This window comes from Methylobacterium amylolyticum (genome assembly GCF_030700245.1).
Classification (GTDB): domain Bacteria; phylum Pseudomonadota; class Alphaproteobacteria; order Rhizobiales; family Beijerinckiaceae; genus Methylobacterium.
The window spans coordinates 17,805-36,359 of sequence record NZ_JAUYZI010000033.1 but is presented as its reverse complement, the minus strand read 5'-3'; the positions used below and the strand labels follow the sequence as shown (position 1 = coordinate 36,359).

The following is an 18,555-nucleotide window of genomic DNA, read 5'->3' as shown; positions in this document are numbered from 1 at the left end:
GGGCCGCGTCCATGCCGCTTCGGGACTAGACCCGCTGCGGCCGCTTCACGGTCCCGCAACCGCCGCCTCGGCATGGTCCGCTCCGAGCCGCGTTGCGTATCGGCTCCACGGCTCACCGCTGGTGAGATCGGAAGGCTCCCCCGCCCCGTGAACAGATCGGGGCGGGGCCGAGCGACCCGGACCGGGCAAGCCCGCATCCGGCGCAGCAATCACCGCCGGATCTGTCGCGACACGGCCACGCCCAGGCGTTGGGCACCGCTGTCCGGGTGGTTTGCCGCCAGGAAGACGACCAAGTCCTTGCCGGGGTTGATCACCAGCACGCTGTTGAAGCCATTCGTGCCGCCCGTCTTCAGGAACAGAGGTCGCTGTCCCGCCGCCGGGTCGCCCACCGCCTCGATCCAGGCCATGCCCTGCCGGAACGCTTGGCCCTCCGGTTGATAGATCGGCCTCATCGCCGTCTTGAGCGCGCGGCTCAGCGGAGGCGGCACCGCGGCGCCGCCGGCCGACTCGTGGCCGAGCGCGGCCTCGCCGAAGGTGAGCATGTCGGCCGCGTCCGATCGCAGGGCACCCGCCGCGTACCAGGCGAAGACCGGCCAGGGCATGACCGGTCGGTTGTTCTGGCCGTAGCCCTGCGCGAGGCGATCCCGTTGCGCGGGCGGAACCGAGACCGCGGTGCTGCCCATCCGCAACGGGCCGGTGATGCGCTCGCGCACCAGCGCCTCCCACGGCATGCCGAGCCGTTCGGCGACGATGTATCCCAACAGCCCGACGCTGGCGTTCGAGTACCGGTAGGGTGCGGGCAGGTCGCAACCCCCGTTCCCTGCGCCCTCCGGCGCCCATCGCGTCACCCAGGCCAGGAACGCGTCCATCGCGTAGGTGCCGATGCCCCGCTCGGCCAAGGCACGGGGGGCGTCGTCGGGCAGGGCCGGCATGCCGGACGTGAAGTCGGCGAGCTGGAGCGGGGTGATCTGCGCCGTGCACGGCCGCAGCCGGCGATCGGGGAGGTACGATTGCAGCGGGGCGTCGGGCTGCATGCGGCCTTCCGCGACGGCCTCCGCGAACAGCGCCGTGGTGAACACCTTGGTGATCGAGCCGATCTCGACGATGGTTTCGGCCGTGAACGGCGCGGCGCCGGTGCCGCTGTAGCCGAAGTAGCTGCGCCGCCCCTGCCAGCTCACACCCACGATCGCCCCGGGGATCGCCTCGCGCGCGACCGCGCCGCCGACGATGCGGTCGATGATCGGCTTCAAGAAATCGGCGTCCTCGCCAACGGCCGTAGCGATGGGCGCGGCGGTGCGCGGTCCGCCTCGCTCGACGCCGTCCTGGGCAGCGGCGAGACCGGCCGCGGCGAGACCTGCCGCGAGGGCCAAGCCCAGCGCGAGAGCGGATGACAGCATCGCCGAGCGGGGACGTGCGGACAGGCGCATCGCGATCCTCGTGGGTGTCGGAATACCCGGGGGGCGAACCGAGCCTAGATCAATACGGATCGCCGGCCGACGCCATCAGCGGCAGCCCACCCCAGTTCTTCGCCTGTTTCATGAATCGGTGCTTGCGTCGCGCGGGCGCGATGCCGGGCGACGCCGGTCAGGGTCGCCAATGGACTTAACCCCGCAAACGGGGTGAACGCTTTTCCTGACGGAGGAGGGTTCCGATGGCAGACCGGACGCGGACCGTCACCCCCGCGTTTCGCGCCGAGGCGGTGCGACGGGCGCAGGCGAGCGGGCGGTCCCGCCGCGCGGTGGCCGCCGATCTCGGTGTCGGGCTCTCGAAGCCGCGCAATCGGATCGACGGCCGGCGTGAGCGACAGGAGGATATGGCCGCCGAACGCGAGTGCCTGCGCCGTCACTCGGCTTCACCGGCCCCACCCCGTTCGAGAGGGGCATCACCCACCAAACCGCCCACCAATGAACCGGAGCATGTCGGCTGCCGCTGCGGCCGCGATCGTGCGTCGCGCGTCGCGGCGAGCGCTTGGTTGCAGGGACGCAACGTTGAAACGGCATCGACAACCTCAAGGCGACGAGACGATAGCCGATCGCCGGCGAGGTGTGTTGAGTGGCGATCCGATCCCGGTCGGCCGACCGACCGAACACGGGCCGCAGCCCTGATGGCCATCGCCGACGAGCCTGTGCCGCACCGTCAGGGCACATCGTCATTACCGACGCTGTCGCCCGCCGAGCTTCGCGGGCGGATCCTTCGTCTCGAAGCCGGAGAACGGCTGGTCGTCGCCGGTATCGGTTCCGAAGGTCTCGGCCGCATCCTCGCGGCATCCGACGAAGCCGTTTGCAGCCGTCTGGTGCTCGCCAACGACGGGCTGCGCACCACCGAGGCGGTCCTCGACAGGCTGCTCGACGACCTCGCCGCCGTCGCCCTCGCGCGGTGGCCGTGTTGGCACGGTCGCGAGGGCGGCGTCGGGTCGAGATCGCACGGTCCGTGGCTCAAAGCGGCGGCCAAGCACGCCGCCGCGGGACGGCGTCCCCGGTTCAGGCGGGCGGCCAAGAGCCTGGAGTTCGCCCAGTTGCTGCTGGCGATCGACCCGGCGGGCCTCGTGCTCGTTGCGGACGTCGATCCGGCGTCCCCGGTCCGCGCCGCGCCTGCCGTCGAGGCGCTTGAATGGTGTGCGCGGCACGGGGCGGCCGTCGTCGCCCTGTTCTCGGCAGTGCCGCCTCACGTGCCGCCCTACGACCGGGTGCTGTACGGTGCCCACGAAGTCCTCCGCGATCCCGCCCCGGTCGAGGTCCGCTTCATCGACCCGCGTTCGCGCGCGCACCACGCGAGCGCGGTCGAGCGGCGCGTCGAGGCGGCGCTCGCGAGCGACCCGGAACTCGGGCCGCTGTTCTCCTGCAACGCGCGCGTCCCGCTCGGTCCGTCCCGCACGGCCCCGCGCGTCGACCTGCTCTGGCGCGAGGGCCGCGTCGTGGTCGAGCTCGACGGCCCCGAGCACCGCCGCGATCCGACGTTCAGTGCCGACCGCCACCGCGACTACGAACTCCTGGTGGCGGGCTATCTGGTGCTACGCATCACCAACGAGCAGGCCGAGACCGACCTGCAACGCGCGGTCGAGAAGATCCGCGACGTCGTGCGGCTGCGGCGACCGATGGGAGTGACGATCCGATGAGCGACCCGACGCCGGCCCAGACGCTGCTCCTGTGGTGCCTCCTGGCGCGGCACGGCGGCGCCCCGCAGGGCGAGATCGTCCCCGCGGTGCGCAAGCCCGACCGGGAGGCGCTGGTCTCCGCGGGCCTCGTCGCGGTCGAGAAGCGAGGGCGCGCGCTCATCCTGAGCGTGACGGACAAGGGCTGGCATTGGGCCGGTGCGCACCTCGACGCGCCCGTCCCGCCGAGCTTCCGCGTGCTCGGGGACCTGCTCACCCGGCTCGGCCGCCATCTCGGCGCGACGGGCGGTACGCTCGCCGACTTCATCGGTGCTCCGCCCGAACCTGCCGGGGCCGCCCCCGCGCCCGAGGCACCGCGCCGCGCGCCGGCGAAGGCCCCGGCGCCGCGACCGCGGACCGTGCGCAAGCCCGGCCCGCGGCAACTGCGCGCTCGCATCGAGGACGCCTACCTCGCGCTCACCGGGGGCGAGCGCGCCAGGGCCGTCCGCCTCAGCGCGCTGCGGACCGAACTCGCCGACCTCGACCGCGCCACGGTGGACGACGGCCTCGCCCGCATCCTGAAGGGTGACGGGACGGCCCGGCTCAGCCAGCTCAGCGATCCCAAGGCGCTGACGCAGGCCGAGCGCAGGGCCGCGTTCAGCCCAGCCGGCGAACCCTTTCACCTCATCTGGATCCAGGCATGAGCGACGCCCATGACTGATGCCCTCGACGCCCTGCGCCGGATCGACTTCGACTGGGTGCGCACCCTCGACAGCGTGTGGATCGACGCGGAGCCGACCGGTGGCCCGAACGAGTCGCTCGTCCCCGGCATCGTCGCCGACCTGCACGCGCGGGCTCGCGACCCGGATCGGCGGCCGTACGGGCGCGTGCTCGTGGGCCAGGCCGGCATCGGCAAGACGCACCTCGTCGGCCAGGTCCGGCGCGAGGTCTGGAGCACGGGCGGCTGGTTCGTGCTGCTCGACGTGCTCGGGCTCACGGATTTCTGGCGCAGCGCCGCCCTGAGCTTCCTCACAGCCCTGCTGCACGCCATGCCGGACGGGCGGCGCCAGTCCGACGCCGTGCTCGCGGGCGTCGCGCGCCGCTTCAAGGTCGAGGCGCAGGTCGAGGCGGCCTTCAACACGCCGAACGTTGACGCGCGCCGCATCGTCGACCTGCTGGTCATGGCGCTGATGAAGGTCGATGCCGCGCGCGCGCTGAAACACCAGGACGTGTTCCGCGCGCTGTGCCTGCTGCGCTCGCAGGACCTCGGCACGGTCGGCCTCGCGCATGCGTGGTTGCAGGGCTACGACGCCGACCCGGTCGAGCGCGCTGCCCTGGGGTTCCGGACGCCGCCGCCCGCGCCGGTCGACCTCGTGCGCGGCATGGCGTGGATCATGGGCCTCGGCGGCCCGACGCTGGTCGCGCTCGACCAGATCGACGGCGTGATCGACGCGAGCCGCCTCGGCGCTGTGGACGACCTCGATACCAGCGCCGGGCTCGCCGAGGTGCTGGCCGCGGGCCTGCTCGAAATGCACGACGTCTGCGGTCGCGGGATGACCGTGATCACCTGCCTCCAGGATTCCTGGGCGCGGCTGGAGGAGCGCGGCCTCGCGCCGTTCCGCCAGCGATTCGAGCCGCCGCACGCGCTGGTGGGCATGAACGACCGGGCGGGCGCGGCCGCGTTGATCCGGGCCCGGCTGGCGCCCGCCTATCGCGAAGCGGGCTTCGAACCGCCCCACCCGACGTGGCCGTTCGGCGAGGCGGCGATCGCAGCCGCCGCCGGCGCCGGCATGATGCCGCGCACACTCCTGATGCGCTGCGACGCGTTCCGCCGCGCCTGCCTGGCCCGGGGGGCCGCCGAGGCCTGTCACGACCTGAGCAGCGCCGACCCGGGCCCATCGCCCGCGCTGACGCAGGACGAGTTCGACCTCGCCGCCGCCCGCCGCGCCGCCGATATCGGCGGCCTGCTCGACGAGGACGAGGGCGGGCTCGGTGAATTGCTGCGGGCAGCCTTCAATTTCTACGCGGTGGAGGACGACCCGGAGGACGCCCTCGACGTGGCGAGCAAGGGCGAGCCGGAGCAGAAGATCCCGCCGTTGCACGGGCGGTTGACGTTCATCTATCGCGACGAGAACGACCGCGAGCGGCACGTCTGCTACCGCGCCCTCCAGCACCGGAACGCCATCGCCTTCCAGGCGCGCCTGCGCGCGGCGCTGACCGCCTCCGGCATCTCGACGCGCATCCCCGACAGGGAACTGGTGATCGTGCGGCGCGGCCCCGTGCCGGGGGGCACCAAGACGCGGCAGCTCCTCGAGGTCTTCGCAGCGGCCGGGGGCCGGCTGATCGACCCGTCGGACGAGGATCTGCGCACCCTCGTCGCCCTGCGCGATCTGCAATCCCGCGCCTTGGACGAGGGCCGTGCCGACCGCTTCGAGGCGTGGCTGCGGGCGGGCAAGCCCGTGCGTGCCACCACCCTGTTCCGGCAGGCCGGACTCGCCGACCCGGCCCGTGCGCCCGCCGTCACGCCGGCCGCGATCGCCGCTGCGTCATCCCGCTCTCCGGTGTCGGCCGGCGCGGGTCCCGACCCGATGCCGCCGCTCCCGTCCGCGCGCGCCGCTCGTCCTCCAGCGATCGTTGCCCCGCCGTCTCCTGATGCCCCCGCACCCGACGCGATCCCCGTCGGACACCGGATCGGCGCCGACGCGCGATCCGCGACGATCCCGATCCGGCTGCTACCGCGCCACACGGCGATCATCGCCGGGTCCGGCTCGGGCAAGACCGTGCTGCTGCGCCGCCTCGTCGAGGAGGCCGCTCTCGCCGGCATCCCGGCCATCGTGATCGACCCCAACAACGACCTGTCGCGGCTCGGCGCCCCCTGGCCCGAGCGGCCGGCGGCCTTCACCGACGCGGACGCCGACAAGGCCGCCCGCTATGCCGAGCGCGTCGAGGTGGTGGTCTGGACCCCCGGGGTCTACGCAGGCAACCCGCTGTTCCTGTCCGTCCTGCCGGACTTCTCGGGGTTGGGCGACGACCGGGACGAACGGGCCCAGGCCGTCGAGATGGCCGCCGAGACCTTGGGGCCACTCGCCGGCGCGCGGAAGACGATCCAGCGGGGCGTCCTGGCCGACGCGTTGCGCGTCTTCGCCGAGCGCGGCGGCGGTGATCTCGCAGACTTCACCGCGCTGCTCTCGGACCTGCCCGACGGGGTGAGCGCGATCGGCGGCGCGGGCAAGGTCGCCGCTGGGATGGCCGACGAGTTGCACGCCTCCGTCGCCACGAATCCACTCCTGAAGGGCAAGGGCAGTGCGCTCGATCCGCAGGTTCTGTTCCACGGCACTGACGCGTCGCGCACCCGCATCTCGGTGGTCAACCTGTCCGGGCTCGCGACGGAGGCGGCCCGCGAGGACTTCGTGAACCGGTTGCAGATGACGCTGTTCGGCTGGATCAAGAAGCATCCCAGTCCACGCGGCATGCTCTACGTGGTGGACGAGGCGCAGACCTTTCTACCCTCGCAGCGGGCCTGCCCCAGCCTGAGCAGCGGCATCAAGCTCGTGGCGCAGGGGCGCAAGTACGGGCTCGGCATGGTGGTCGCGACGCAGGTGCCCAAGGGCTTGCACAACCAGATCGTGTCGAACTGCACGACGCAATTCTTCGGCCGGCAGAGCGCACCGGCCACGATCGCGGCGGCGCAGGAGATCATGGCGGCGAGCGGTGGCGCGGCCGGGGACATCGGCAAGCTCGGCGCGGGTGAATTCTACTTCGCGACCGAGGGCTCGGGGAAGCCGGCCAAGCTGCGCACGCCGCTGTGCCTGAGCCACCACCCCACCAATCCGCCGACCCCTGACCAGGTCATCGCGCTGGCCAAGCAGTCCGCCGGCTCCGCATGAGCTAAAAATCTCCGCCTCAAAGAGCATCGAAGCAGATGCGGCGTGCATACGCAATCAAGGCATCGGTAGCGCAAATAGATGACCCGAAGCAGCCCCTCGCAACGTCTGGCTCTGGAAAGTCTGAAGACTCCCGCGACCGACTGCCGGCGAAGGTGCACTGAGTGTTTGCGTCAGAGGACATCGATGGAGATATGGACGTTCTTCCGTCGATGATGTGCCAGGAGCCCGCATCGGCCAACGACAGTTTGAAGCGCGAATGGAGCCGATCAGTGGAACAGGCTTTCCTGCGGACGGGAGGTGCCGCCCAACGGTTGGAGGACTAATCCGTCAAACCATTCGACGTGGGCGCCATGGGCTTCCGTGATTTGCTGTCCGGGCTCGTCGGAGAGCGCCAGACCGGGATGTTCGCCGCGGGGTGCGACCGCGACGGCCATGAGCATGAGGGCGGAAAGCTCGAAGCCGAGCTACCGCTGCCGAATCTCGCGCTCGTCCTCGACCTCGGGGATCGGCCTGAAACGATCATCGGACACCTCGGTCGCGCTCGGGCTGCAACTCTTGAAGCCGAAGATCCTGCACTGCGCGCGAATGAGCTTAAGGAGCGTTTCGACCTCGGTCTCGCTTCCTCTGCTCGGGCTTCAAACGCCTTGCTCCGACGGTCTCCCAGGCGGGCCCGGCGAAGCCGGCTCCGCGGCACGCACCGGCGTCGGGCCGACGCGATAGGCCACGGACGCCTCGTCCGCATGCCAGCACGCGACGCGGTGGCCCGGTGCGATCTCACGCGCCGGCGGCATCTCGCCGTGACAGCGATGCTCGGCCAGGAAACAGCGCGGCGCGAACGGGCAGCCTGGCGGGCGGGCGGCAAGGTCCGGCGGGCTGCCCGGGATGGTCTGGAGGCGGGCGCCCTTGGCCAGCGCGCCCTCGGCGCGGCTGCGCAGCAGGCCGATCGTGTAGGGGTGGTGCGGGTCGAGCACGACCTGGCGCGCCGTGCCGGTCTCGACGATCTTCCCCGCGTACATCACGGCGATGCGGTCGGCGACCTCGACGGCCGCGCCGAGGTCGTGGGTCACGAGGACGATCGTGAGTCCGAGGTCGCGCTGGAGTTCGCGCAGCAGCAGCAGCACCTGGATCTGGACCGTGGCGTCGAGGGCCGTCGTCGGCTCGTCGGCCAGCAGCACCTGCGGCCGGCAGGCGAGCGCCAGAGCGATCATCGCCCGCTGGCGCATGCCGCCGGACATCTCGTGGGGGTAGTTGTCCAGGCGGCGCTCGGGGCTCGGGATCCGCACGCGCTCGAACAGGGCGAGCGCCCGCCTGCGGGCGTCCTCCTTCGACACGCGCTCGTGACGCAGGATCGCCTCGGTGATCTGTCGGCCCACCGTGTAGACGGGGTCGAACGCCAGGAGCGGCTCCTGGAAGATCATCGAGACGTCGCGGCCGCGGAAATCGGCAAGCTGGCGCCGTGTCAGCGCCTGCACATCCCGTCCGGCGACGTGAATCCTGCCCTCGATCCGGCTGCGCCCCTCCGGGAACAGGCGCAGCAGCGCGCGCAGCGTCACGCTCTTGCCCGATCCCGACTCGCCGATCAGCGCCAGGGCTTGGCCCCGCTCCAGGGCGAGGTCGACGCCGTCGACCACCTGCACCTTGCCGAAGGCGACGCGCAGGTCCGCGACGTCGACCGCCGGGGCGGTCCGCGCCTCGTTCGTCCGCACCCCACCCGTCGAAGCGATCGCTGCGGACGCGCTCATGCCGCGAGCGCCCGCGCGGGCGCGGCCGAGTGGCCGGAGCCGGGCTGCCGGGCGAGGCAGGCGACCCGGTGCAGCGGCGCCACCGCGCCGAGCGGCGGCTCGGCGTCCGAGCAGACGGGTTCCGCCAGCGCGCAGCGGGGGTGGAACCGGCAGCCGGGGGGCGGGTCGATCGGGTTCGGTGGGTCGCCCGCCAGCAGGGCCTTCTGCGTGCGGTTGTCGGGGTCCAGCGAGGGCATCGAGGCCAGGAGCGCCCGGGTGTAGGGGTGGGACGGGGCGGCGAGCACCGCGTCGGACGGGCCGATCTCGGCCACCCGACCGAGGTACATCACCATCACCCGGTCGGAGATGAAGCGCACGACGTTCAGGTCGTGGCTGATGAAGATGTAGGTCAGGCCGAACTCCTGCTTGAGGTCGAGCAGGAGGTTCAGCACCTGCGCCTCCACCGACTTGTCCAGCGCCGAGACCGCCTCGTCGAGCAGCACGAGGCGCGGTTCCAGCGCCAGCGAGCGGGCGATGTTGACCCGCTGGCGCTGGCCGCCGGAGATCTCGTGCGGGTAGCGCCCGGCGAAGCGCTTCGGCTCCAGCCCGACCCGGGCGAGCAGGGCACGCGCCCGCTCCACCGCCTGCCGGCCCGGCACGCCGTTGACCTTCGGGCCGAAGGCGATCGACTGCTCCACCGTCATGCGCGGGTTGAGCGAGGCGTAGGAATCCTGGAACACCATCTGCACCTGGCGCCGGTAGCTGCGCCAGGGCATCGACCGCTCGCCGACCGGCTGGCCGTCGTAGAGCATCTGCCCGGTATCGCGCGCGATCAGCCCCATGAGCAGCTTGGCGGTCGTCGACTTGCCGCAGCCCGACTCGCCGACGATGCCGAGCGTTTCGCCCTTCAGCACCTCGAAGTCGACGCCGTCGACGGCGCGCACCACCTGCTTCCGGCCCCCCGCCTTGCGCACGGGGAAGTGCTTGTAGAGCGCCGAGACCGAGAGCAGCGGCTGGGCGGGACCGCCGCGGTCCTCGGCGAACGGGTCGGGCGTGCCTGGGATGACGCTCACGGGCGGATCTCCGTCACTGCCTGATCTCCATCGCGGAGCGCAGGCCATCCGAGAATAGGTTGAAGGAAATCGAGACCACGAAGATGCACACGCCCGGCAGCGCCGCGACCACCGGGTTGACGTAGATCGCGGTGCGCAGGGTGTTCAGCATCAGGCCCCACTCGGGCTCGGGCGGGCGCACGCCGAGGCCGAGGAACGACAGGCCCGAGGCCAGGATCATCGAGACCGAGATCAGGCCGGTGGCGTAGACGAAGATCGGCCCGATCACATTGCCCAGCACCTGCACCCGCATGATCGTCAGCGCCGAAGCGCCGGACAGCTTGGCCGCGTCGATGTAGTCGCGCTTGCGGATGCCGGTGGTCACGCTCTCGGCCACGCGGGCGATCTGGGGCACGAACACGCAGGTCAACGAGACGATCGCGTTGAAGATGCCGGCCCCCAGCGCGCCCGACAGGGCGATGGCGAGCAGGACCGAGGGAAAGGCGAAGAAGACATCGATGGTGCGCATCAGGACCGTGTTGGTCCAGCCGCCGACGTAGCCGGCCAGGATCCCGATGCCGGAGCCGATCACGAAGGCGATCAGCACCGGCGTGACGCCGATGAACAGCGACAATCTCGAGCCCAGCATCAGTCGGGAAATCATGTCGCGGCCGAGCTCGTCCGAGCCGAGCCAGTAGGTGGCGTCGCCCACCGGCTTGAGGCGGCGCAGCATCGAACCCTTGTACGGGTCCATCGGCGTGATCCACGGCGCCAGGATCGCGACCACGACGACGGCGAGGATCAGCGCGCCGGCCGCCATCGCCACCGGGTCGCGCACGAGGCGGTGGCCGACATGCCCCCAGAAGCCGCGGGATGGGACGAAGGCGGCCTCCTGTCCGTGTGCGCGGTCGTCGGCGGCGAGCACGCCGCCGTCGAGGGCCACGGAGGCGGCAACGGGCTGGGTCATGGGCGCGTCCTCCGGTCAGGCGCGCTCGATGCGCGGGTCGAGGGCGGTCTGCATCACGTCGACGAGCAGATTCAGGGCCACGAAGAACATCGCCAGCACGAGGATCGAGCCCTGGAGCAGGGGGAGGTCGCGCTGGAAAATCGCGGCGTTCAGGAGGAAGCCGGTGCCGGGCCAGGCGAACACCGTCTCGATCAGGATCGAGCCGCCGAGCAGGTACCCCAGTTGGAGGCCCATGATCGCGAGCGCGGTCGGCGCAGCGTTGCGCACGACGTGGCGGAACACGCCGCGCTCGTCCATGCCCTTGGCGCGCAGGGCCTCGACGAAGTCCTGGGACAGGATGTCGGCCACCAGGGCTCGGACCGTGCGGGCGATGATGCCGGTGGGGATGACCGACATCGTCACCGCGGGCAGGATCAGGTAGCGCAGATGGTCGAGGTCGGGCCGCCAGTTGCCCGAGCCGTCCGGCCCGGCGCCGGTGGGCGGCAGCCAGCCCAGGGTGGCCGAGAACACGATCACCATCACCATGCCGAGCCAATAGTGCGGCACGCTCACCCCGAACACGGAGAGCGCCGAGGCCGCCCGGTCGGCCGCCGAGTTGCGGTGGTAGCCGGCCACGAAGCCGAACAGGGTGCCGAAGGTGAAGCCGATGGCGGTCGCCACCGCCGCGAGGATCAGCGAGTTGACCACCGCCCGGCCGACCTCGGCGGCGACGGGACGTCCGGTGGCGATCGAGGTGCCGAGGTCGCCGTGCAGCACGTGCCAGAGCCAGATCAGGTACTGGACCGGCAGCGGCTTGTCGAAGCCGTAGGCGGCGCGCATCTCGTCGATGGTCTGTTGCGTGGCGTCGGCCGGCAGCACCGCCGACAGCGGATCCCCCGGCGCGAGGTGGACCAGCAGGAAGCACACCACGCTCACCCCGAAAGCGACGGGGGTGACGTAGAGGAGGCGCTTCAGGGTGTAGAGGAGCATCGTTCTCGTCCGGTTACGCTGTCACGGCCGCACCCCTCCCCCTCTGCGGAGGCGGGTCGCCCCTGCGCGAGCAGGGGTCGGGAGAGGGGAGCGACGGTTCAGGATGGGGCGACCGCCCCGCATTCCCCCTGAGGCGGCGCCCCTCCGTTCTCGCGCAGCGGGGGAGGAGGACGCCCGCTCGTCACCGCCCCGCCGTCGCGATGGTGATCCTCGAAAAATCCTGGAACCAGTTCTGCGCCTGGACGAAGCCCTTCACCTTCGGGCTCATCGCGCGCGGGTTGGCGTCGTGCGTGATCATGATGAAGAGCGCGTCGTCGACGAACTTCTCGTGCGTCTTCTGCAAGACTTTGAGCTGCGCCTGCTTGTCGAAGGTCGTGCGGATCTCGTCGAACAGCTTATCCATCGCCGGGTCGCAGTAGTAGCCCCAGTTCGTCCCGTTCGGCGGCGCGTAGTTGCACTGCAGGTGGCGGATGTAGCCGGTGAACGGGTCCTGGATGAAGTACGAGTAGTTGATCGCCGAGACGCCGCGGGAGATGTCGGCCTTGGCGCCGGCCCGCCAGATGTTGATCAGCGTGTTCCACTCGACGACCTCGTAGTCGACCTGGATGCCGACATCGGCGAGGTTCTGCTGCACGAACTCGTTCATCGGCAGCGGCTGCATCTGGCCCGACCCCGAGGCCGAGATCGCGACCTTGAGCTTCAGCGGCTTCTTGGTGCTGTAGCCGGCCTCCGCGAGCAGCTTCTTGGCCGCCTCGGGGTCGTACTTCACGTCGAAGGTGGGGCTGCCGAACCACTGGTGGCCCGGGGGCATGAAGCCCTTGGCCGGGATCGCCATGCCGCCGAGGAGTTCCTTCAGCCCCTCGCGGTCGACGGCGAGGTTGGCCGCCTTGCGCACCCGGACGTCGTTCCAGGGCGAGCCCTCGACGCGGGAGAGGTGCCACGTCCAGTTGTGCGGGTAAGCGTTGGTGACGATGGTGAAGCCCGCGCCCTTGAGCGAGGCCACCGCGTCGGGCGCGGGCGCCTCGATCCAGTCGACCTGGCCGGAACGCAGCGCGGCCACGCGGGCGTTGGCCTCGGGCAGCGGCACCAGCACCAGCTTGTCGAGCTTGGGCACCCGCGCCTTGTCCCAGTACTCCTTGAACGGCACCATCTCGGCGCGCTCGCGCGGGGCGAACAGGGTCAGCTTCCACGGGCCGGTGCCCGACGGCTGCTTGGCGAAGGCGTCCCAAAACTTGCCGAGCTTCTCCCACTGGGCGGGGGAAGACATCATGATCCAGGCGATCTGGTAGGGCAGTGTCGCGTCCGGCACCTTCGTCGTGATCTCGACTGTGAGGGGGTCGAGCGCCCTGTAGGCCGCCACGGCCGGGATGCGTGTCTTGCCCTGGGCCGACTGGCGCGGGTCGTATTGCGGCGCGTCGCTCCTGAGCAGCTTGTCGAGGTTCCACACCACCGCGTCGGCGGTGAAGTCGGAGCCGTCGTGGAATTTCACCCCGGGGCGGAGCTTGAAGGTCCACTTGGTCTTGTCGGCCGCGTCGACGGCCCATTCGCTGGCGAGCCCCGGCACGAGGTCGGAGGCGAGTTCGGCGCTGGTCAGGTCCCAGTTGATGAGCCCGTCGTAGACCGTGTAGCCCATGAACCGCATGCCCTCGCCGCCGTTGTCGGTCTGGCCGGTGGTCAGCGGGATGTCCGAGGCGGTCATGCCGATGCGCAGCACGCCCTGCGCGCGGGCCGCATGCCCCGCGCCGAGCGCGAGCGCGCCGGCCAGCGCCGCGCGGGTGCCGATCGTTTTCAGCCGAGACAGCATGGGGTCGGTCGCGCTCCAGTGACCGGGCGGTCGCGCCCGGGTCGCCCGAGCCTCATGCAAGCCGCCGGCCAGTCTCGGCGGCGGCCCAGGGACTCAATCGAGGCCAATCGTGGTCAGGTCCTGGAACCAGTGCTGCGCTTGGACGAACGACTTGACCCTCGGCGACAGCGCGTGCGGGTTGGTGTCGTGCACGACCCAGACCAGGACCGCGTCGTCCACCACCTGGGCGTGGGCCAGGGCGAGGAGTTCGTCCTGCCGCCGCGGGTCGAAGCTGCGCTTGGCCTCGTCGATCCAGGCGTCGACCTTCGCGTTCTTGTAGTAGCCCCAGTTCACCCCGACCGGGTTGACTTGGTTCGAGGCGAAGAAGCGCACGATGGCGTAGAGCGGGTCGGAGGTGACGTAGGCGACGTTGTTCGCGGTGACGCCGGTCAGCCCCGGGTTCTTCGCGCCCTGGCGCCAGTAGGTGTACAGCGTCTCGAGTTCGACCACCCGGAAATCGATCTCGATCCCGATCTCCTTCAGATTCTGCTGGATCGCCTCGTTCATGGGCAGCGACAGCATCTGCCCGGTGCCGCCCTGCGCGATCGCGAACGTGGTCCGCAGGGGCTTCTCGGGCGAGTAGCCGGCCGCCGCTACGAGCTTCTTCGCCGCGGCGAGGTCGTAGGTCAGGTCGAAGGTTGGCTTGCCGAACCACGGGCTCGTCGGATCCACCTGGCCCTTGGCCGGCCGGGCGAGGCCGTTGAGCAGGTCGTCGACGATGCCCTGCCGGTCGACGGCGAGGTTGAGCGCCTTGCGCAGGCGGATGTCGGTCCAGGGCGAGCCCTCGACCGTCGAGAGATGGTAGTTCCACACGTGCGGGGTCACGTTCTGCACGATCCGCGCGCCGCCCTGCCTGAGCCGGGGAAGGGTGTCGGGCGCGGGCGTCTCGATGAGGTCCACCTGCCCGGCGAGCAGGGCGTTCGAGCGCTGCAACGCCTCCGGGATGGGCACCAGAACCAGCTTGTCGACCTTCGGCAGGCGGGCCTTGTCCCAGTAGGCGGCGTTCCGTGACAGCTCGGCGCGCTCCCGCGGGACGAGGCCGGTGAGCCTGAATGGCCCGGTGCCCGAGGGCTCGCGGGCGAAGCGCTCCCAGTCGCGGCCGAGCCGCTCGTACTGCGCCGGGCTCGACACCAGGAACCACAGCATCTGGTACGGAAAGAAGGAATCGATCTCCTTGGTGGTGATCTCGACCGTCATCGGGTCGACCTTGGCGTAGCTCTTCACCGACGGCAGGCGGGGGCGCACCTGCGCCGACTGCCGCTTGTCGAAGTGCGGTGCGTCCTCCTTGAGCACCTTGTCCAGGTTCCAGATCACCGCGTCGGCGTCGAACGCCGAGCCGTCGTGGAAGGTCACGCCGGGGCGCAGGATGAACCGCCACTTGGTCCGGTCGGCCTCGTCCACCGTCCAGCCCGTGGCCAGCCCCGGCACGAGCCTGCCCGGCCGGTCGGCGACGTTCATCTCCCAGGCCACCAGCGGGTCGTAGATCGTGTAGCCGGTGAACTGGTAGGCGCCGGCGCCGCGGTCGGGCTGGCCGGTGGTGAGGGGGATGTCGGCGAGCGAGATACCGTAGCGCACCACGGTCTCGGCGCGGGCGGTGCCGGCAGCGAGGGCGGCACAGGCGAAGGCGATCGTGAGGTTGGGAAGGCGCATACTCGGCTCCGGCGACAGGGAGCCCGTCCCTCGCAACGCACGTGCCCCGGCTGCGCGGGCGATGTCCCGCGCATCCGCCGGTCGACGGGGCCGTCCCGGCGAGCGGTGCGGCTTGCGGAGACGAACACGCAGCACGGCTCGCTGATCACGGGCGGAGGCGCGGCCATCTTCACGCGAACGAGATGGACGCGTCCGCCGCCGCGGGCCTTTCGCCGAGGCCTGGGCGCACGGTCGTCAACGGAGACTGTTCCCGACTTACCGATCAGTTTTCGGTATGGGAGACAGCAAAGCAGACCCTATCGAAGGGTCGACGCAATCTGCCGACGATCGCGATGCGTTGAAACCCTGCGCGCAGGGGGTCTGGCCCGTGCGCGCAGGTCGAGCCGATCGTGTATCAGCGGATACCGCCGCTGGCGGTGATGTTCTCGCCCGTGAGCCAGCGCGCATCATCTGACGCGAGGAACGTCACGACGCTCGCGATGTCATCCGGCTGACCAGCGCGGCCGAGCGGTGTCTGCGCGACCATCCCGGCCTCCATCTCCGAGCCGGAGATGCCGGCCGTGTGCGTGCCTTCGGTCACCACGTAGCCGGGGCTGACCACGTTGACCCGGATCTTGCGCGGGGCCAACTCGTTGGCGAGGACGCCCGAGATTGCGTTCACCGCGCCCTTCGTGCCCGCGTAGACCGCCGCCGCCGGCGTATGCACGTGCGTGATCGCCGAGGAAATGTTCACGATGCTCGCCCCTTCGCCGAGATGCTTCGCGGCCGCCCGCGTCGACAGCAGGATGCCGAGCACGTTGACGTCGAACTGGCGGCGATAGTGTTCCTCGGTGACCTCCTCGATCGCTGCAAACTCGTAGATGCCGGAGTTGTTGACCAGCACGTCGAGCCGCCCGAACTCCCGCACGGCCGCCTCGATCACACCCTGCGCCTCGGACGCTTTGGAGACGTCGCCCCGGACCGCGATGGCCCGGCCGCCGTCCGAGGTGATCGCCGCCACGACGGCGTCGGCTGCGGCCTTGCTGGACGCGTAGTTCACCACCACGGCGGCGCCATCCTTGGCCAGCGCCTTGGCGATACCCGCACCGATGCCTTTGGATGCTCCTGTCACGACGGCGACCTTGCCCTCAAGCTTCGACATGTGTGCTATCTCCGACCGGGGCCGGCTCCGGGATGGCAGCCGTTAGCCCATAGTTCGGAACTTCGGAACTAACGGAGCGTCGTTCAAGACCCCATATGGACGAAACATGAGGCCCCTGTTTCACCCCGCCATCGAGGACGTGCGGCCGGAGGCGATCCTGCACGCGCTCGCCGATCCGAGCCGGGCCGCCATCTTCGCCAAGATCATGCAGGCGGGCTGCGTCGAGGCCTGCTCGGCCGTCGCGGCAGTCGGAGACCGGGTGATCCCAAAATCCTCGTTGTCCAACCACATCAAGGTTCTGCGTGAGGCCGGTTTGATCCGAAGCGAGCGGCATGGCGTCGAGGTGCGCAACCACTCCCGATGGATCGAGGTGGAGGCACGCTTCCCCGGTCTGCTGGCTGGGATCATCAATGCCTACGCTTCAGACGTCGGCTCCGATTTGCGTGCTGCGAGCAAGACCGTTGCGCGATGAAGGCGCGACCGTGGTCTGCTTCCGGGAATGCTCCGATCCATCGACGGCGTCCGATGCCGCGCGTCGCCGATCGAGTCTCACATCAGCGCAACGTCAGGCCGAGGCAGGTCGCTCGGCCGTAGCCTGAGCGAGCGCGCCGGGGCTCGACTCTCGTCGCCGAAGCCTGCACGGGCCTCGCAGTATGCGCGAACGGCGGTCTCGCGACGTGTGCGAACCAGTCTCAGTCGATGCTCATGACGGGCCACGCGGAAACACGGTTGCCGGCGGCGCGAGACGTGGGCCGTCGGGTCGGCAGTCACGCTATCGTCCGGGCGCTTCCAAGTGGCCAGAGACGGCGATGGAGGGTCTAACGCTGGGTGGGGTGGGGCTCTCGGAACTGGGAACAGCATCCGGCAAGCAAAGCCGACCTTCCGCTTCGCGCCCATTGCGGCCGTAGAGCATTGCTCAAAGGTGGCCGGCAAGCTGACCTCGTGGAGGCGCGCACCTGCAGTCTCGATCTTGCAGGCAGGTGAGGATCGCTGCCGGCTTGAGATCCTCCCACGCGTGGCCGCTTGGTCCGTGACGCCGCACGAGCAGCCGGCGAATGACCCAGCCGACAACGGCTGGACGATTGCCTGAGGCCAAGGGCCTGCGCTCAGAAATGGAAACGTTGCGTTTCGCCGGTTTCCGTATTCGACGCTGACAGGATCGCGCAATGTGCGTCCGGCGACGCGTCGTCAGGGCGCATCCCGTCTCACCCGGTCGGGGTTTACCGAAAGAGGAGAAAGAGTGATGAGCTGGCACAGTGCGGATGATCCGGTCCCGGGCGACCATTTCAGCTGCGACGCGATCCAGACCCTGATCGTCCCGCGCTCGCGGGACCTCGGCTCCTTCGCGGTGCGCCGCGCTCTGCCCTCGACCGAGTGTCGCATGGTCGGGCCGTTCATCTTCTTCGACCAGATGGGCCCCTCCGAATTCCTGCTCGGCACCGGGATGGACGTGCGGCCCCACCCGCATATCGGTCTGTCGACCGTCACCTACCTGTTCGACGGCGAGATCATGCACCGCGACAGCCTTGGCACCGAACTGCCGATCCGACCGGGCGAGCTCAACTGGATGACCGCCGGACGCGGCATCACCCACTCCGAGCGCACCGCGCCGACCCTCCGGCAGACCGGCTCGAAACTGTTCGGGATCCAGAGCTGGGTCGCCCTGAGTTCCGAAGACGAGGAGACGGTGCCCGCCTTCGAGCACTACGACGCCCCATCGCTGCCGGTCCTGACCGGCGAGGGCAAGACCGTCCGGCTGATCGCGGGCGAAGCCTTCGGGGCGCGCTCCCCGGTGCGGACTTCAAGCCCGATGGTCTACGCCGACGTGGCGCTGGAGGCGGGCGCCGTGCTCCCCCTCGATCCGACCTACGACGAGCGGGCGGTCTACACGGTCTCGGGCGCCATCGAGATCGCCGGCGACGGCTTCGGGCCCGGGCAACTGCTGGTGTTCCGCCCCGGTGACCGCATCAGCGTCCGCGCGACGGAAGCCGCCCGGTTCATGGTGCTCGGCGGCGAGCCGATGGACGGGCCACGCCACCTCTGGTGGAATTTCGTCTCCTCGCGGCCCGAGCGGATCGCACAGGCCAAGGAAGATTGGCGCCAGGGCCGGTTCGATACTGTGCCGGACGATGCTGAGTTCATCCCGCTACCCGAAGATCCGCCTCCGGTCCGCTATCCGTGAGTTGACGCCAGCGCCGTCCCCGTTCACGGCGGCGTGATCCCGGTTCATACAC

Annotated in this window: 13 protein-coding genes and 1 pseudogene; 6 read left to right on the top strand and 8 right to left on the bottom strand. The window is 70.3% G+C overall.

Annotated elements, in window-relative coordinates; genetic code table 11:
- Window positions 1-209: 209 nt before the first annotated feature.
- Complete coding sequence (locus Q8W71_RS21525) at window positions 210-1,397, bottom strand: serine hydrolase domain-containing protein (RefSeq protein ID WP_305527457.1); 1,188 nt, start codon at window positions 1,395-1,397, stop codon at window positions 210-212.
- A 254-nt stretch (window positions 1,398-1,651) separates the two neighbouring features.
- On the opposite strand from Q8W71_RS21525, the pseudogene Q8W71_RS21520 reads away from it, so the two are divergent.
- The 4 genes and pseudogenes from Q8W71_RS21520 to Q8W71_RS21505 all read left to right on the top strand — a co-directional run.
- A pseudogene (locus tag Q8W71_RS21520) lies at window positions 1,652-1,849 on the top strand (transposase); the annotation flags it as partial.
- A gap of 255 nt (window positions 1,850-2,104) precedes the next feature.
- The gene (locus Q8W71_RS21515; protein WP_305527492.1) at window positions 2,105-3,115 is read left to right on the top strand and encodes an endonuclease domain-containing protein; all 1,011 of its coding nucleotides are present in this window, start codon (window positions 2,105-2,107) and stop codon (window positions 3,113-3,115) included.
- Window positions 3,112-3,795 carry a hypothetical protein gene (locus Q8W71_RS21510; protein ID WP_305527456.1) on the top strand — a complete coding sequence of 228 codons (684 nt, stop codon included), beginning with the start codon at window positions 3,112-3,114 and terminating at the stop codon, window positions 3,793-3,795. The genes Q8W71_RS21515 and Q8W71_RS21510 overlap by 4 nt, the downstream gene beginning before the upstream one ends.
- Window positions 3,796-3,804: 9 nt before the next feature.
- Window positions 3,805-6,978 carry an ATP-binding protein gene (locus tag Q8W71_RS21505; RefSeq protein WP_305527455.1) on the top strand — a complete coding sequence of 1,058 codons (3,174 nt, stop codon included), beginning with the start codon at window positions 3,805-3,807 and terminating at the stop codon, window positions 6,976-6,978.
- Window positions 6,979-7,613: 635 nt separating this feature from the next.
- Here the strand turns inward: Q8W71_RS21505 and Q8W71_RS21500 are convergent.
- From Q8W71_RS21500 to Q8W71_RS21470, 7 genes are all read right to left on the bottom strand, one after another.
- A complete protein-coding gene (locus Q8W71_RS21500) occupies window positions 7,614-8,720 on the bottom strand; it encodes an ABC transporter ATP-binding protein (protein WP_305527454.1) in 1,107 nt (368 codons plus the stop codon).
- Window positions 8,717-9,772 carry an ABC transporter ATP-binding protein gene (locus Q8W71_RS21495; protein ID WP_305527453.1) on the bottom strand — a complete coding sequence of 352 codons (1,056 nt, stop codon included), beginning with the start codon at window positions 9,770-9,772 and terminating at the stop codon, window positions 8,717-8,719. Before Q8W71_RS21495 ends, Q8W71_RS21500 begins: the two co-directional genes overlap by 4 nt.
- 13 nt (window positions 9,773-9,785) lie before the next feature.
- Window positions 9,786-10,718: an ABC transporter permease gene (locus Q8W71_RS21490; protein ID WP_305527452.1), complete on the bottom strand. Its 933-nt coding sequence runs from the start codon at window positions 10,716-10,718 to the stop codon at window positions 9,786-9,788.
- A 15-nt stretch (window positions 10,719-10,733) separates the two neighbouring features.
- Window positions 10,734-11,687, bottom strand: coding sequence for an ABC transporter permease (locus Q8W71_RS21485; protein ID WP_305527451.1), 954 nt, complete (start codon window positions 11,685-11,687; stop codon window positions 10,734-10,736).
- A gap of 181 nt (window positions 11,688-11,868) precedes the next feature.
- Window positions 11,869-13,491, bottom strand: a complete 1,623-nt coding sequence (locus Q8W71_RS21480) for an ABC transporter substrate-binding protein (protein ID WP_305527450.1) — start codon at window positions 13,489-13,491, stop codon at window positions 11,869-11,871.
- Window positions 13,492-13,584: 93 nt separating this feature from the next.
- Window positions 13,585-15,180 carry an ABC transporter substrate-binding protein gene (locus tag Q8W71_RS21475; RefSeq protein ID WP_305527449.1) on the bottom strand — a complete coding sequence of 532 codons (1,596 nt, stop codon included), beginning with the start codon at window positions 15,178-15,180 and terminating at the stop codon, window positions 13,585-13,587.
- A 394-nt stretch (window positions 15,181-15,574) separates the two neighbouring features.
- Window positions 15,575-16,321, bottom strand: coding sequence for a glucose 1-dehydrogenase (locus Q8W71_RS21470; RefSeq protein ID WP_305527448.1), 747 nt, complete (start codon window positions 16,319-16,321; stop codon window positions 15,575-15,577).
- Window positions 16,322-16,427: 106 nt separating this feature from the next.
- On the opposite strand from Q8W71_RS21470, the gene Q8W71_RS21465 reads away from it, so the two are divergent.
- The gene (locus tag Q8W71_RS21465; RefSeq protein WP_305527447.1) at window positions 16,428-16,793 is read left to right on the top strand and encodes an ArsR/SmtB family transcription factor; all 366 of its coding nucleotides are present in this window, start codon (window positions 16,428-16,430) and stop codon (window positions 16,791-16,793) included.
- Window positions 16,794-17,564: 771 nt separating this feature from the next.
- The gene (locus tag Q8W71_RS21460) at window positions 17,565-18,503 is read left to right on the top strand and encodes a pirin family protein (protein ID WP_305527446.1); all 939 of its coding nucleotides are present in this window, start codon (window positions 17,565-17,567) and stop codon (window positions 18,501-18,503) included.
- Window positions 18,504-18,555: the final 52 nt, after the last annotated feature.

Coding starts and splice junctions, on each gene's coding strand:
- Q8W71_RS21525 (WP_305527457.1), bottom strand. CDS start 1,397: ATGCTGTCATCCGCTCTCGCGCTGGGCTTGGCCCTCGCGGCAGGTCTC.
- Q8W71_RS21515 (WP_305527492.1), top strand. CDS start 2,105: ATGGCCATCGCCGACGAGCCTGTGCCGCACCGTCAGGGCACATCGTCA.
- Q8W71_RS21510 (WP_305527456.1), top strand. CDS start 3,112: ATGAGCGACCCGACGCCGGCCCAGACGCTGCTCCTGTGGTGCCTCCTG.
- Q8W71_RS21505 (WP_305527455.1), top strand. CDS start 3,805: ATGACTGATGCCCTCGACGCCCTGCGCCGGATCGACTTCGACTGGGTG.
- Q8W71_RS21500 (WP_305527454.1), bottom strand. CDS start 8,720: ATGAGCGCGTCCGCAGCGATCGCTTCGACGGGTGGGGTGCGGACGAAC.
- Q8W71_RS21490 (WP_305527452.1), bottom strand. CDS start 10,718: ATGACCCAGCCCGTTGCCGCCTCCGTGGCCCTCGACGGCGGCGTGCTC.
- Q8W71_RS21485 (WP_305527451.1), bottom strand. CDS start 11,687: ATGCTCCTCTACACCCTGAAGCGCCTCCTCTACGTCACCCCCGTCGCT.
- Q8W71_RS21480 (WP_305527450.1), bottom strand. CDS start 13,491: ATGCTGTCTCGGCTGAAAACGATCGGCACCCGCGCGGCGCTGGCCGGC.
- Q8W71_RS21475 (WP_305527449.1), bottom strand. CDS start 15,180: ATGCGCCTTCCCAACCTCACGATCGCCTTCGCCTGTGCCGCCCTCGCT.
- Q8W71_RS21470 (WP_305527448.1), bottom strand. CDS start 16,321: ATGTCGAAGCTTGAGGGCAAGGTCGCCGTCGTGACAGGAGCATCCAAA.
- Q8W71_RS21465 (WP_305527447.1), top strand. CDS start 16,428: ATGAGGCCCCTGTTTCACCCCGCCATCGAGGACGTGCGGCCGGAGGCG.
- Q8W71_RS21460 (WP_305527446.1), top strand. CDS start 17,565: ATGAGCTGGCACAGTGCGGATGATCCGGTCCCGGGCGACCATTTCAGC.